This window comes from Archangium violaceum Cb vi76 (genome assembly GCF_000733295.1).
GTDB lineage: Bacteria > Myxococcota > Myxococcia > Myxococcales > Myxococcaceae > Archangium > Archangium violaceum.
The window spans coordinates 1-13,158 of the sequence record NZ_JPMI01000179.1 but is presented as its reverse complement, the minus strand read 5'-3'; the positions used below and the strand labels follow the sequence as shown (position 1 = coordinate 13,158).

Annotated in this window: 14 protein-coding genes; 4 read left to right on the top strand and 10 right to left on the bottom strand. The window is 68.9% G+C overall.

Going from position 1 to position 13,158, the window contains the following annotated elements:
• Window positions 1–1,880 (bottom strand): nSTAND1 domain-containing NTPase (locus Q664_RS26240; protein ID WP_043401423.1); only part of this gene is annotated, 1,880 nt, incomplete at its 3' end.
• A 107-nt stretch (window positions 1,881–1,987) separates the two neighbouring features.
• On the opposite strand from Q664_RS26240, the gene Q664_RS26235 reads away from it, so the two are divergent.
• On the top strand, window positions 1,988–2,545 hold the full coding sequence (locus Q664_RS26235) for a DinB family protein (RefSeq protein ID WP_043401420.1): 558 nt from the start codon (window positions 1,988–1,990) through the stop codon (window positions 2,543–2,545).
• 30 nt (window positions 2,546–2,575) lie between these two features.
• Here the strand turns inward: Q664_RS26235 and Q664_RS26230 are convergent, their stop codons facing one another.
• From Q664_RS26230 to Q664_RS26205, 6 genes are all read right to left on the bottom strand, one after another.
• Window positions 2,576–3,085: an SCO6045 C-terminal-like domain-containing protein gene (locus tag Q664_RS26230; protein ID WP_043401418.1), complete on the bottom strand. Its 510-nt coding sequence runs from the start codon at window positions 3,083–3,085 to the stop codon at window positions 2,576–2,578.
• On the bottom strand, window positions 3,082–3,918 hold the full coding sequence (locus tag Q664_RS26225) for an MbnB/TglH/ChrH family RiPP precursor modification enzyme (RefSeq protein ID WP_043401415.1): 837 nt from the start codon (window positions 3,916–3,918) through the stop codon (window positions 3,082–3,084). The genes Q664_RS26230 and Q664_RS26225 overlap by 4 nt, the downstream gene beginning before the upstream one ends.
• Window positions 3,915–4,814, bottom strand: coding sequence for a TIGR04222 domain-containing membrane protein (locus tag Q664_RS26220; RefSeq protein WP_052518690.1), 900 nt, complete (start codon window positions 4,812–4,814; stop codon window positions 3,915–3,917). Before Q664_RS26220 ends, Q664_RS26225 begins: the two co-directional genes overlap by 4 nt.
• A 316-nt stretch (window positions 4,815–5,130) precedes the next feature.
• Window positions 5,131–6,996: a glycoside hydrolase family 15 protein gene (locus Q664_RS26215; RefSeq protein WP_052518689.1), complete on the bottom strand. Its 1,866-nt coding sequence runs from the start codon at window positions 6,994–6,996 to the stop codon at window positions 5,131–5,133.
• A 116-nt stretch (window positions 6,997–7,112) separates the two neighbouring features.
• Window positions 7,113–7,754 carry a cyclase family protein gene (locus Q664_RS26210; RefSeq protein ID WP_052518688.1) on the bottom strand — a complete coding sequence of 214 codons (642 nt, stop codon included), beginning with the start codon at window positions 7,752–7,754 and terminating at the stop codon, window positions 7,113–7,115.
• A gap of 102 nt (window positions 7,755–7,856) precedes the next feature.
• On the bottom strand, window positions 7,857–8,951 hold the full coding sequence (locus Q664_RS26205) for a glucose 1-dehydrogenase (RefSeq protein WP_043401413.1): 1,095 nt from the start codon (window positions 8,949–8,951) through the stop codon (window positions 7,857–7,859).
• 123 nt (window positions 8,952–9,074) lie between these two features.
• On the opposite strand from Q664_RS26205, the gene Q664_RS26200 reads away from it, so the two are divergent.
• The gene (locus Q664_RS26200; protein ID WP_152622347.1) at window positions 9,075–9,683 is read left to right on the top strand and encodes a hypothetical protein; all 609 of its coding nucleotides are present in this window, start codon (window positions 9,075–9,077) and stop codon (window positions 9,681–9,683) included.
• Window positions 9,684–9,695: 12 nt separating this feature from the next.
• On the opposite strand, the gene Q664_RS26195 is transcribed toward Q664_RS26200, so the two are convergent.
• Both Q664_RS26195 and sitA5 read right to left on the bottom strand, forming a co-directional pair.
• The gene (locus Q664_RS26195; protein ID WP_043401411.1) at window positions 9,696–10,046 is read right to left on the bottom strand and encodes a DUF2019 domain-containing protein; all 351 of its coding nucleotides are present in this window, start codon (window positions 10,044–10,046) and stop codon (window positions 9,696–9,698) included.
• Window positions 10,046–11,395 carry a SitA5 family polymorphic toxin gene (gene sitA5, locus Q664_RS26190; RefSeq protein ID WP_043401407.1) on the bottom strand — a complete coding sequence of 450 codons (1,350 nt, stop codon included), beginning with the start codon at window positions 11,393–11,395 and terminating at the stop codon, window positions 10,046–10,048. Before sitA5 ends, Q664_RS26195 begins: the two co-directional genes overlap by 1 nt.
• A 349-nt stretch (window positions 11,396–11,744) precedes the next feature.
• Here sitA5 and Q664_RS58030 point away from each other — a divergent pair, with 349 nt between their 5' ends.
• Together Q664_RS58030 and Q664_RS58025 are read left to right on the top strand one after the other, a co-directional pair.
• Window positions 11,745–11,927 (top strand): hypothetical protein, encoded by a 183-nt coding sequence (locus tag Q664_RS58030; RefSeq protein WP_152622346.1) that lies wholly within the window; start codon window positions 11,745–11,747, stop codon window positions 11,925–11,927.
• Window positions 11,924–12,703, top strand: a complete 780-nt coding sequence (locus Q664_RS58025; RefSeq protein WP_152622345.1) for a hypothetical protein — start codon at window positions 11,924–11,926, stop codon at window positions 12,701–12,703. Before Q664_RS58030 ends, Q664_RS58025 begins: the two co-directional genes overlap by 4 nt.
• Before the next feature lie 134 nt (window positions 12,704–12,837).
• Here the strand turns inward: Q664_RS58025 and Q664_RS59325 are convergent.
• Window positions 12,838–13,158, bottom strand: a 321-nt coding sequence (locus Q664_RS59325) for a hypothetical protein (protein ID WP_160174502.1), incomplete at its 5' end; no start/stop codon positions are given.

Genomic DNA, 13,158 nt, shown 5'->3' with positions numbered 1-13,158 from the left:
GCGCTCGACACCCGGCCTCCGTGGCCTCGCAGCATGACGGGCTCGCCCGTGCCATCCGCCAGCCCCACCCGCACCGTGCCGTCCTCCGACACGCTGAGCACCCGCTGCCCGTCCGGGCTGAATTCCGTCGGCCACACCCGCTCCTCGTACGCCGCGAGCACCACCGGCTCGCCCGCCCCGTCCGCCCTCCACACCCGCACCCGCCCCTCCTGCGACGTGGTGAGCACCCGGGCGCCGTCCGCGCTCAGCTCCGCCGACCACACGCCTCCTTCATGTCCCGAGAGCACCACCGGCTCGCCCGCCCCGTCCGCCCTCCACACCCGCGCCGTCCCGTCCGCCGAGCCCGTCAGCACCCGCTCGCCGTCCGCGCCGAAGGCCGCGAGCTCCACCCGTCCCTCGTGGCCCGCGAGCACCACCGGCTGCATCGCGCCCCGGTGCAGCGCCTCGAGCACCGTCGGGTGCCACTCCGGTGTCCGCTCCGGCTCCGCCACCTCGCGCAACACCAGCACCGCCAGCGCCAGGTCCCACTCCAGCAGCCGCCTCGCCTGGAGCACCCGCGCCACGTCCCTCGCGTACCGGGTGCGCTCGCGCTCCCGTATCTCCGCCTCGCTCGCCCGCGGCTTCTGCCCGCGCGCCTCCCGCACCCACTCCACCAGCCGGCCCCACCGGCGGATCAACGCCTCGTGCGCCAGCCTCAGCCACGGCTCCGGCGGCTGCCCCCCGTCCTCGCCCCGCACCACCAGCCGGTGCCGCACCAGCTTCTCCACCACCGCGTCGAAGGCCGCCGCCTCGTCCTCCCGCTCCGGGCGCAGCTGCTTCAGCCCCTCGCGCCGCGCGTGCGGGCTCATCTCCTCGCGCAGGTCCACCAGCCTCGCCAGCAGCCGCCGCGCCTGGTGCCGCTCGGCCTCCGGCAGCGACTCGTAGAGCCTGTCTCCCGTGCGCGCCATCGCCCCCACCACCCCGCCGAGCTCCTCGTACGCCGCCCGCGTCAGCCGGCTCCCCGCACGGCGCTCCCAGAGTTGATCCAACGCGTGCTCCAGCAGCGGGAGTGCTCCAGGCTCCTGCTCCACGTCCCGCCGCAGCGCCTCCACCAGCCCCGGCTCCAGATGCAACCCCACCACCCGCGCCGGACCCTGGATGATGTCCACGAGCTGCTCGGCCCGCGGCGGGCCCACGAAGAGCCGGTGCGCCGCCGAGTACACCACCGACTCCAGCTGTGGGCCCTCGTGGTCCACCCGCACGTGCTCGCAGCGCCCGAGCGCGTCCACCCGCAGCGTGGCCACCACCACCACCCGCACCTCCGGGGTGTGCGCCAGCCTCCACAGCGCCCGCATGAGGGCCTCGCGCTCCTCCACCGTGGCCACCTGGGTGAAGAGCTCCTCGAGCTGATCCACCACCACCAGCAGCCACCGCTCCGGCCCGGCCTCGCGCAGCCCCCGGGCCTCGCGGAGCACCTCGGCGACGGTGGCCCCCTGGCCCGTGGGCGCGCTGTCCTGGCGGTGCAGTCCGGAGAGCAGCGCGCGCAGTCTGCCGAGCGAGCTGAAGCGGCCCGGGCCCTCCTCCACCTCGAGCATCCGGTGAGCGCCGACCTCGCCGGGCCGCAGCACGACGGTGTCCCAGGGCTCGCGCGCGTCCTCGTGGAGGCGGGGCACCAGCCCGGCCAGCACCAACGAGGACTTGCCGCTGCCCGAGGCCCCCACCACCACCTGGAAGCGCGAGCCCCAGCCACCCATGGACGCGCGGACGCGCAGCACCAGCTCGCGCTCCAGCTCGCCGCGTCCGAAGAAGAAGCGGCGGTGCTCGGGCTCGAAGGCCAGCAGGCCCCGGTAGGGCCTGGCATCGGAGGCAAGGGGGTTGGCCGCGAGGGGCTCGTTCCGCACGGGCGCAGCTTAGCAGCCGGGGGCCTCGGGCAGGGGCTTCACCCGTGTTGCCCGGGAGGCGGGCGAGCGGGCTCGGCCGTGGGTGGGGATGCGGGTACGCTCCGCCCATGGCCAATGAAGCGCGTGACTACTTGCTCCGGCAGTTCGACACGGCGTGGGCGCTCACCTGGTACCACCTGGAGGGAGTCTCCACCGAGGAGTGCCTGTGGCGCCCCGCGCAGGTGGGACTCCATGTGCGGCAGGAGCCGGATGGACGGTGGCGCGCCGAGTGGCCGGAGCACGAGGGGTATGACCTCGGTCCGCCCAGCATCGCGTGGGTGACGTGGCACATCGGCTTCTGGTGGTCCATGGTGCTCGACCACTCCTTCGGCGAGGGGACGCTGACCCGCGAGGAGGTGCCGTGGCCCGGGACCGCCGATGGGGTCCGCGAGTGGATCCGCCGGCTCCAGGCCCAGTGGCGGGCGAGGCTCGAGCAGCTCTCCGAAGACGAGGTGCGCTCGGCACAGCGGACCCGCTGGCCCTTCCCGGAGCGTCCGTTCGGGGACGTCATCGCCTGGGCCAATGTCGAGCTCACGAAGAACGCCTCGGAGCTGGGTTACGCGCGTTTCCTGTATGCCGTCTCCAGACCCTCACCCCAACCCTCTCCCAGAGGGAGAGGGAGCTGACACGGGGGCAACCCCTGGGACTCGATACCCTCACCCCGTCCCTCTCCCGAGGGGAGAGGGGATATTGACGCTCCACCAGATGACCCGGCCCCCGGGTAGACGCACCGCCAACATTCTTCGCTTCGTTCTGCCCACCCGGGCCGTCTTCAGCACCACGCCCCTCCTCGCCTCCAGTCCTCCCTCGTCCGTCAACCTCCAGCGCAGCTCGAACTGGAGCCACTCCTCCTCCGCCTCCGCCGGGAATGCTCCCGCCACTCGCAGGCTCCCGGCGAAGCGCCGTCCATCCGCCAGCGGATTCGGCTCCACTCCCAGCAACGGGTTCTCCCGCGCCCACGTCTCGAATCGCCTGGCGAAGTCCGCTCCCAACGCCGCCGCCAGCATCGGCCACGTCCGCTGCACCAGCCTCCGGCGCTTCATCCCCAACGCCTCGGCCGCCGCTCCCACCCGCTCCACGTCGAAGCCCGCCGGCACCGGCTCCCCCATCCCCAACGCTCGCGCCAGCTCCGCCTGCGCCTTCGCCAATCGCTCGCGCGCGCTCATGCACCCCCGCCCTTCCACCGCGCCACCCCTCGCGCCTGCGCCGCCCTCATCGCCTCCAGCTCCGCGCCGAGCACCTCCGGCGGTGGGAAGTGGTCATCCCACTCGAGCAGCGCCGGCACCGGCCCCACCCGCGCCACCAGCTCCTCCAGCAGCACCAGCGGTCCCTCGGGCACCCCGTGCGCATGCGTGTCGTGGTACAGCCCTCCACGCTTCACCCCTCCCGCCACGTGCACGTAGGCCAACCGCTCCCGAGGTACCGCCTCCAGCACCTCCCTCGCGTCCGTCCCGTGGTTGAGCGTGTTCGCGTACAGGTTCGCCACGTCCAGCAGCACCCCCACTCCCGTTCGCTCCAGCACCCCCGCCAGCCACCGGGCCTCCGTCATTCCCTCGCCCGGCCACTCGAAGAGGCTCGCCACGTTCTCCAGTGCCAGCGGCACCGGTAGCGCCGCCTCGGCCCGCCGCACGTTCTCCGCCAGCACCTCCAACATCTCCCCCGTGCGCGGCAGCGGCAGCAGGTGCCCGCTCTCCACTCCTCCCGCTCGCACGAAGGCCAGGTGCTCGCTCACACACACCGCGCCCAGCCGCTCGGCCAGCCGCGCCAGCATGTCCAGCCTCCCGCGCTCCGGCGGCTCCGCGCTCCCCAGTCCCAGCGACACCCCGTGCAGCACCACCGGCACTCCCCGCTCCTTCAGCCGCTTCAACGGCTCCGGCAGCGGGCCCCGAGGCTCCAGGTGCTCGGCCAGCACCTCCACGAAGTCCACCCCCTCCGCCTCGTCGAGGTAGTGCGCCAACTGCCTCCTCCACCCCAGCCCCACCCCCGCTGGCGGCTTCAATCCCCGCCTCCTCCACAACCGCCGCAGCCTCCGCCGCAGCCGCCTCCCCCGTCTCCACCGCTGTCACCCCCGCCACTGTCACCGGAGCTGACGTCCCCGCCCCCTCCCGCGCTCCCCGGAGGCACCAGGTAGGAGCGCAGATCCCCCAGCCCCGAGCTCACCAGCAGCCCCGTGCCAAAGAGCGCCACCGCCATCGCCACGCTCCCGCTGTTCAGCGTCCCCCACGCCCCGTCCGCCTTCGCCGTCGTCCGCAGCGCCTCGTTGTCCCGCCGCAGCTTCGCCAATGCCTTGTCACCCCGCCTCGTACGCCAGGGCGCTCTCCCCAGCACCCGGAAGCCCACCACCACCGCGAAGAAGAGCAACACCACCAGGAACCCCACCGGCCTGTCGCGCGAGATCCCCACCATCATCTTCGCCAATCCCAGGCCCAGCGCCGGTCCGAAGAAGAGCCACTTCGGGTAACGCGCGTACCGCTCGGCCACCTCCGGCTGCATCAGCAGGCCCCGCCGGCGCAGCCCCTCCTCCATTCCGTCCAGCTCCCGGCCCAGCTTCTTCTCCAGCTCCGAGACATCCCCCCTCGCACCGGCCACCGCCTCGTACACCGCCCGCTCGAAGGGCAGCATGCGCGCGGGCGGCCCGGCCACCGCCTTCAGCACTCCGTCCTCCAGCTTCAGCGCCCCGGCATGCACCAGCGCCACCACCGCCGCCCTCACCCCTCCCTCCCGCCGCTCGAGCACCGCCACCTGGTACGGATCCAACTCCAGCTCTCCGGGGCGCGGCTCCTCCGACGGCTGGTTCAACGTGGACTGCCAGGCCTTCGCCGCGAGCAACAGCAGCACCAGGAACGGGATGTACACGCTCAGGAACTGCTCACCACTCCAGTCCAACGGGTTCATGGCTTCCCTCCTCCGGGCCTTCGCCCTTCTCGGGTCTCGCCTTCCCTCGCAGGAAGAACACGCCGGAGGTAACGGCTCCTCCTGTGACAGCTCCGTGAATCACATGGGGCGGGACGGTGACACCCGGCCCGGAGTGTCTCACGGGAGCCGGGGATGCCCACACAGGGGCAAGCAGGGACCTGTGGCACCCTCACCCCGTCCCTCTCCCGAGGGGAGAGGGGAAATTGACGGGGAGACGTGGAGCCTTCCGGTGACGATGTTCGCGAACTTGTCCGACTGTTGGACAAGTTTGAAGAGACCGCGCCCGGCGGGCGGCTCAGTCCCGGTGGCCCAGGGCCCGGTCCAGGTTGTACGCCGCGCTGATGAGCGACAGGTGGGTGAGCGCCTGCGGGAAGTTGCCCAGCGCCTCGCCCGAGGGCCCCGTCTGCTCCGCGTACAGCCCCACGTGGTTCGCGTAGCCCAGCATCCGCTCGAACGTCAGCCGCGCCTCGTCCAGCAGGTCCGGCCGCGTCACGCTCGCCCGCGTCATCGCCTCCACCAGCCAGAAGGTGCACAGGTTGAACGTGCCCTCCCTCCCCCTCGATACCCCGTCCGCGGTCGCCTCCGCGTCGTAGCGGAACACCAGCCCGTCCGATGTCAGCCCGCCCCTCACCGGCGGCTGGCGGAGGATGTCCAGCATCGACAGCATCCTCGGGTCCACCGGCGACAGGAAGAACACCAACGGCATCAGCAGGTTCGCCGCGTCCAACGCCATCGTCTCGTATGACTGGATGAACGCGCCCCGCTTTCCGCTCCAGCCCTTCTGCATGATCTCCTCGAAGATGGTGTCACGCGTCCGCAGCCACCGCGCCCGGTCCGCCGGGAAGCTGCGCTTGTCCGCCAGCCGGATGGCCCTGTCCACCGCCACCCAGCACATCATCTTCGAGTACACGAAGTTCTGCTTCCCCGCCCTCACCTCCCAGATGCTCTCGTCCCGCTCCTGCCAGTGGTCACACACCCAGTCCACCAGCTTCCGCAGGTGTCTCCAGAAGTCATACGAGATGGGAGCCCCGTGCTTGTTGTACAGGTACACCGAGTCCATCAACTCCCCGTAGATGTCCAACTGGAGCTGATGCGACGCCCCGTTGCCGATGCGCACCGGCCTCGCGCCGCCATAGCCAGACAGGTGCCACAGCTCCTGCTCCCTCGGCACCTCGCCGCCATCCAACGCATACATGAGAGGCAGGGGCGCGCCGTCGGGTAGCTCGGCGATGCGGGCCTCCAGCCAGCGCATGAAGGCCCCCGCCTCCTTCTTGAAGCCGATGCGCAACAGCGCGTACACCGTGAAGGCCGCGTCGCGAATCCACACGTAGCGGTAGTCCCAGTTGCGCACGCCCCCCGGCTCCTCCGGAAGGCTGCACGTGGGCGCCGCGACGATGGCTCCCGAGGGCTCGAACGTCATCAACTTGAGCGCCAGCGCCGAGCGCTGCACCACCTCGCGCCACCGTCCCGTGTAGCTGCACCCCGCCACCCAGTGCCGCCAGTAGTCCACCGTGCTCCGGAACAGCGCCTCCGAGGCCTCGTGCCCCATCACCGTGTCATGGCACGAGTCCGGCGCCCCCTCGCGCAGGCCGAACACCGCCGACTGGCCCTCGTGCAGCGTGAAGCGCCCGGTGACGCGCTTCCCATCCGTCTCCAGTGGCACCGACGTCACCAGCGTCAGCTTCAGCGTCTCCGACAGGAAGCTCGCCCCGCCGTGCAGCAACCGTACCTGATGCGCATCCCGCCCGTAGTTGAACGCGGGCATGCACTCCATGCGGAAGGCCAGCTCGCCGCGCACCACGCGGATGCGCCGCACCACCTCGCGCACCCGGCCCGCGTGGCATGCCCGGCCCATGGGCATGAAGTCCACCAGCTCGCCCACCCCGTCCGGCGAGTAGAAGCGCGTCACCAGCACGTTGCTGTCCGGCCAGTAGAACTGCTTGTGCACCACCCGCTCGCCGTCCACCTCCGGGGCGATCCGGAAGTGCCCCCCCTTCTCCGGGTCCAACAGCGCGGCGAAGACGCTCGGGCTGTCGAAGTGGGGGAAACACAACCAGTCCATCGTCCCGTCCGTCGCCACCAGGGCGACCGTGCGCAGATCCCCGATGACGCCGTGGTCCTCGATGGCTGGAGCGCGGGACGTCTTCTGCTGCCCATCCATGGCCGGCACCTCCCCTGTGTCCGGGCCCCGGCGTCTGCTCCTCCAGTGGCCTCACGGCGTCCAGGAGATGTATGCGTCCGGAGGGCCCGACGGGAGGCCGCGCCCCGCCCGCCCGGCTACCCGGCGGCCGGGTCACGCAGGGCGCGCAGCAGCGCCCGGGCGGGCGAGCCCCACTCCGCCTTCACGTTGAGCGGCAGGCACACCAGCTCGTGCACCCCCACCTTCACGTCGCTCAAATCCAGCCCCTCGATGATCCACACCCCGGCCTCGCGCAACTTCTGGTGCACGGCCACGCCGTCCGAGTGGAAGCCCGAGCGCGACACGTAATCCACGCCCACGCACGCCACCTGGCGCTCGATGAGCAGCAGCGCCGCCGCGTCCGACAGGCGCACGAAGTCCTCCCCGTGCGGCCGCTTCCACCACTCGCGCTGCGAGTTGCGGGTGCGCAACAGCAACCGCTCCCCCGCCCTCGGCTCGTACTCCGCCAGCGAGTCGGCGCGGATGCAGTCCACGTCGTCCAGCAGCAGCACCCGCGCCTTGCCCACCGTGGCCGTCAACGGCAACCGCTCCGTGTCCTCCAGGTCCAGCTCCAGGCTCGGCGGCGCCGTCACGTACGTCCCCATCCACGCCGCGCGCTTGAGCCACCCGGCCTGCTCCGCCGAGCTCTCCGGAAGCGCCACCCTCGAGGCCTCTCCCGCGCCCTCCTGCGATGGCTCCTCACCGAATGGCACCGAGATGTCCAGCCAGGCTCCCTCCATGTGCTTCTCCTCCTTGGGACTCCGGTGTCCGCTGGGGTTGAAAGACCCTCACCCTAACCCTCTCCCAGGGGGAGAGGGGACCCACGCAGTGTCACCCGTTTCTCACCCCCGGGAAAAGACGATGATGTCCTTGATGTGGCTTGCCTTACGACCCGCCACCACCTCGGCGTAGTCCTCGGGAGGGTGCCGGGCGGTGATGAGGCGCTCCAGGCCTCCGGGCCACTTCGTCCGGAAGCGCCCGAGGTCCGCCACCGCCGCCTCGAAGTCCTCCGGCGCCGCGTTCACCGTGCCGAGCACCACCTGGTTGTTCATCACCCATTGCTTCATCAGCTCGCCCTGGTCCAGCTCGCCCTCCTCGCTGCCAGGCACGCCGGTGAAGACATACACGCCGTTGGGCGCCAGGGCCTCCATCAGCTCGAAGCCCGCGCTGGCCACGCCCGCCGCCTCGTACACCACGTCCGCCCGCCCCCGCTGCTTCACCAATTCCTCCACCCGGTGCTGCTTGGAGGACACGTAGGGCACGCCCAGCGACTCGGACACTTCCGCCTTCGGGTTGGGCTTGGGCGAGCGCGAGTACATCGTCGTCTGGAAGCCCGCGCGCATCAGCGCCATGGCGCCCAGCAGGCCCACCGGCCCCGAGCCCAGCACCACCGCCCGGCCGCCCTTGTCCTTCTCCCAGGGCATGCGTGTCTGGATATGGGCCACCCCGCGCAGCGCCTTCTCGGCGATGGTGAGCGGCTCGGTCAGCACCGCCACGCCCCGCAGCTCGCGAGGCACCGGGTGCAGGTAGAGGGCGTCCTCCACGAAGAGCTCCGCACAGAAGCCGTGGGCCGCTTGAATCCCCCGCTCGGTGTACTCGCCGGTGACGCAGAAGTCCGAGTACCCCGCCCGGCACGGCGCGCACTCCTCCCGGGGGCACGGCCGGCGCACCCGCGGCACCACCAGGTCCCCGGGCTTCAGGTTCTCCACCTGCCCGCCCACCTCCACCACTTCCCCCAGACACTCGTGGCCGACGATGAGGTGCTCCTCGCCCTCGGGGGGCTTGCCGTGTTTCCGCTCCACCACCTCCTTGTCGGTGCCACACACGCCCACCTCCAGCGTGCGCACCCGCACCTGGGTGGGGGAGCGCAGCTTCGGCTCGGGCACGTCGATGACCTTCACCTCGCGGCCCTTCGGGAACACGGCCACCGCCTTCATCACCACCTCCTGTCAGTCCCGTCGATGCCCTGGATTCACCCGGAGCGCACCCGGGAAGGAGGCGGGAGCCCCGGTGGTGGACACTCGGGGGGGCGGGGTGGGTACCGGTCAACGGAGTGGGACGTGCGTTTGCGCGTGCTCGGCACCCGGGTGCGGGTTTATGACGGGGCCGTGAGTGATACCGCGTCCTCCATCACCCCCTCGCGCTCCCTGTTCATCGGCGCCATCGGCGTCCTGGCGCTGTCCGTGCCCTTCTTCGTCTTCGGACTGAGCTTCCTGGACACGAAGGCCCGCATCGAGCTGCAGTGTCAGCGGGGCGGGGGCTGTGCCCTCACCCGCAGCGGCTGGCTGACGAAGGAGCGGCCGCTCGCCTTCTACCCGGGGGAGATCCAAAGCGCCCGGGTCGAGCGGAGCCGCACGCCCCGGGGCGAGCAACAGAACATCTACCGTCCGGTGCTCGTCACCACGCGGGGCGAGTTCCCGCTGTCGCACCAGTGGATGGAGGAGGAGCGCGAGGCCAGCCGCACCGTCGTCTCGGTCAACCGCTTCCTCAAGAACCCCGAGTCGCCGGGCTTCACGCTGTGGCACGACAACCGGCCGCGAGCGAGCCGCCTGGGAGTCATGTTCACCGTGGCGGGGGGGCTGGTGCTGCTGCTCGGGCTGTGGCTCACCTGGCGCGCCGTGCGCCGCCGCCGCCAGGAGCGCGCCCAGGGCCCGGCCGCGGGGGTGTAGCGGGGAAGGGGGCTACCCAGGGTCAAGGGCCCAGGTGCCTTCCTCCCACCGCTTCAGTGCCTGCCCTGCTTTGAATGAGACCAGCCCCTCGCCCTTGGCGACGTCCTCCAAGACAGCTTTGGCCTCGGCCGTCCGATAGCGGAGCAGGTGCGCGGCGGCCATGACTCGGACGTCCGGGCGTGGGTGCTTGAACAGCACGGCCAGTGCGTCGCGTCCAGCATCACCGTGGGCCCGGAGCTTGTCGAACGCGGCGCCGTACTTCTTGGCGTGCTTGTTCCCGGTCTTGGCATCTCCCCTCCAGATGGCGTCGGTCTGCGCGGCCACGTTCTGCGCGAACTGTTCGACAAGTTCCTCCAGCTTCATCACCAAATCCCCTTCGTTACTTTGTCGATGGCAATCAGCCCGAACTCACGTTGGGCTTCGTACGACTGCGTGCTCAACCACTTCCGGACGGTCAGGATGGACGAGCCGGTGATATCCCGCTGAATGGACGAGTAGAGCGAGCTGATGCGGGTGTGGATGCCCTTGTCCAACGGGACGATGTTATCGGTGTTTTGAACGGCCTGGGCCCCGAACCGTTTCTCGTTTCCCGGCGTCTGCTCGACGATGTGGTGCCACTCCTTTCCCCGGCCCGCCGAGCCCATGGCCCGCTTGAAGCTCTTGTACGAGCCCCACGCCCTGAAGCCGTTGGGAGGAGCCTTGGCAGCGGCGCCGCTCATGGCCTGAACCGTCATGGCGACAGCACCAGGAGCAAGGGCGATGGTGACGGATTCGGCGCTCACGGCGACCGTCTCCACTTCCCCCACCGCCGCGAGCCGGATACCCACCTGCGTCTCCGCCTGCACGGTCGCCTGCATGGAGCCGGGCAGCTTCGACACCTGAGCGGCCAGCCCTGGCGCCGTGTTGCCGATAGCCGCCATGGCCAGCATGGCGAAGGCTCGCGCCGCATTGCGGCCCATGCGCTTGCCATACTGCTCGCCCGCCTCGCGCAGTTCGTTGAACGTGGTAGCCCGGTCTGCCTCCTCCATCAGCCGCTTGAAGCCGACGACGAGACCCCAGAAGGTATCGACGCCCACGTAGGAGATGAGCGTGGCGGTCATCACGGCCGCGAGGCCCTTGGAGACCGTCACATCGGGAATGGAGATGAGCACCATGTACGTGGTCCAGGTCCAGAGCACGGCCGCCACCATGGCGTGGGGGTCGGCCATGTCCTTGAACGCCTCCAGCATCTCGTCCAGCACGGCTCCCTTGGCGAGAGCCAGGGCCAAGGCAAACCGGCCATCGCCGTTGACGGTGGGGCTCTCCGTCAGCAGGCGCAGACAGTCCCCGGGCCTACCGGTGCGCTCGCACCAGCGCAGGTAGGCGCACGTCAACTCCGCCTCCGGCGTCGTGGACTGTCCCTCCAGGTGCTCGCCCGGCTCGAGCGGAGTGAGGCGGCGGCTGGGGAACTCGTACGTGTACGAGCCGCTCCGCGCCTCCACCTCGAACAGCCGCCGCGCTGCTTCCTGGGGCAGAGTGGGAGGCCGCACATCCCGAGCCAGTTGCGACACGGCCTCCTTGAACTCGCCGTTGCCCAGCGCCACCGGCCTGGCGCCAGAACGAGGGGTGAAGACGATGGTTTCGGTCTGGCCCGTATCCAGGCGCACGACCCGAGAGGCAGTACCACACCCAACGAGGAGAAACAGCATCACAGCCGCGCGGCACAGCTTCATGGGGATTCCTCCCTGCCACCTCTCCATGGGTAGCCAGCCCAGAAGAATACCAATAGGTTCAACACAACCCGGAGCGGGGTTCACGGAAAGGTCTCGCTGCCGAGGATGACAGGTCGACCTCCGCTCTTTTCGGAGTGCAACTCCGGTACTCCACGGCACCAGCCGAGTGTACCTGTGCCGCGTGGTCCCAATACGCTCCAACCAGCGAGCCAATTCACCAGCAGGCCATTGGATGTGGTCGAAGTGGTATTTCGGGATGAGGCCCATCTTCCGCTCGTTTTGGAACGCGGTCCGACGACGACCGGTCCGTTCACACCGGTGAGGTTGATGGAGTAGGAGCGAGCAGGTCGTGGGTTCCAAGAAGGGGGAGGCGGCACTAAACGGCCAATTGCCAGATCTCGTGCTGGGAGTCACACAGCGCGGGACATTGAGTGAAACGATGCAGGACCAGTCGGGCGATCTGGGCGCAACTGCGCAACCAGTTGCTCAGTATGAGAACCAGACCCGTTTTTCCTCTATGGTCGGTCCATGACGAACCGACGCCGCAATCCCACGAATTTCCCCAAGAGCATTTCCGTGGCCCGTGTGCTGGATGATGCAGAGGCGCGCCTGCGCACTGTCCTGAGACCCGACGAGAGCATTCATACATTCATACGGGACGCCGTCATGGCCGAGATAGCGAAGAGGGAAGCCTTGGCGCCGGGCCTCGCGCGGCCAGAACAGCTTCCCCATTTCTGGCTCCCGCATTTCTGGCCGGGTTCATCTAAAGCGCGTCATACAGCCATCGTTTTTGCCTGTCCCGGACAGCATGAACGAGAGCAGAGACGTCCGGTTGCCGAGACGACAGGGAAAAATCTGAACATCCTTCTTGAATTCCTTAATCAACGACATCCGGAAATTTTTCCCAGCACCAACCGATATGACTATGTGCTGGCGAACTCCTCAGACCAGGTTCACTTCAACGAACTGACGGACGACACTGAGCCTGAAAACTCCGAGATCCTGACCCCACTAAATGTCGCCCGATTGTTGCGGGATATCAGCGGGTGCTCGACCGTGCTAACGATGGGCAGGTGCGCAAGCGTTGCCCTGGACGCTGTGGTTCAACAGGGGTTCAGCGGCCGGGTCATTCCATGCAACTGGCACCTGTCATTCAGCCGCCTAAACACCAGCATCCCGACCGATGCCGCAGGTAATGAGATTCAAGAAGAGGGACATGCAGCCACAGTCAAGCGAATTGAGGTAGTGGCCGCGGAAATCTTGGCTGAGATTGAGACTCAGCCGACGTCGGGCTTGGCCAAGACATAGTGGCGTCGCAGGGTCGGCTCCCGGATCTTCCATTTCTCCCTCGGGAGGACGCCCTCCCTGCTCAGTATGAGAACGAGACCCAAGCCGAGTGGGTGTCCCATGTTCAAGCACGGTGTTCGCTGTTACTCCGTTCCTCAGAAGTCCTGTGGGTCGGTCCATTCAAAGTCTTCATCTCCCCAGTCCTTGCGAGAGTTCAATTTTTCACCCAGTCTCTTGATGAGATCCTGAAGGGCCTCCACTTCTGTCCGTCCGAGTCCTACATCCCCATCGGGAGTGCCATTGGCATTTCTTACACACACATTGGCAACCGCGAAGAAGCCCCCGGAACCTTCTTCGAGAACCTTGATCTTGTATTTGGTCCATGGAATACCGCGCATGTCGCGAATCTCGAAGACGTTGACCACCCGCGAAATGCTCGCGGCACCATGCAGATCGATTGCCCTCCAATCCATCTG

Excerpts from the sequence above, each read along its gene's own strand:
- Q664_RS58025 (WP_152622345.1), top strand. The coding sequence starts at position 11,924 with ATGACGAACCGACGCCGCAATCCCACGAATTTCCCCAAGAGCATTTCC.
- Q664_RS26205 (WP_043401413.1), bottom strand. The coding sequence starts at position 8,951 with ATGAAGGCGGTGGCCGTGTTCCCGAAGGGCCGCGAGGTGAAGGTCATC.
- Q664_RS26235 (WP_043401420.1), top strand. The coding sequence starts at position 1,988 with ATGGCCAATGAAGCGCGTGACTACTTGCTCCGGCAGTTCGACACGGCG.
- Q664_RS26220 (WP_052518690.1), bottom strand. The coding sequence starts at position 4,814 with ATGAACCCGTTGGACTGGAGTGGTGAGCAGTTCCTGAGCGTGTACATC.
- Q664_RS26215 (WP_052518689.1), bottom strand. The coding sequence starts at position 6,996 with ATGGATGGGCAGCAGAAGACGTCCCGCGCTCCAGCCATCGAGGACCAC.
- Q664_RS26195 (WP_043401411.1), bottom strand. The coding sequence starts at position 10,046 with ATGAAGCTGGAGGAACTTGTCGAACAGTTCGCGCAGAACGTGGCCGCG.
- Q664_RS26230 (WP_043401418.1), bottom strand. The coding sequence starts at position 3,085 with ATGAGCGCGCGCGAGCGATTGGCGAAGGCGCAGGCGGAGCTGGCGCGA.
- sitA5 (WP_043401407.1), bottom strand. The coding sequence starts at position 11,395 with ATGAAGCTGTGCCGCGCGGCTGTGATGCTGTTTCTCCTCGTTGGGTGT.
- Q664_RS26210 (WP_052518688.1), bottom strand. The coding sequence starts at position 7,754 with ATGGAGGGAGCCTGGCTGGACATCTCGGTGCCATTCGGTGAGGAGCCA.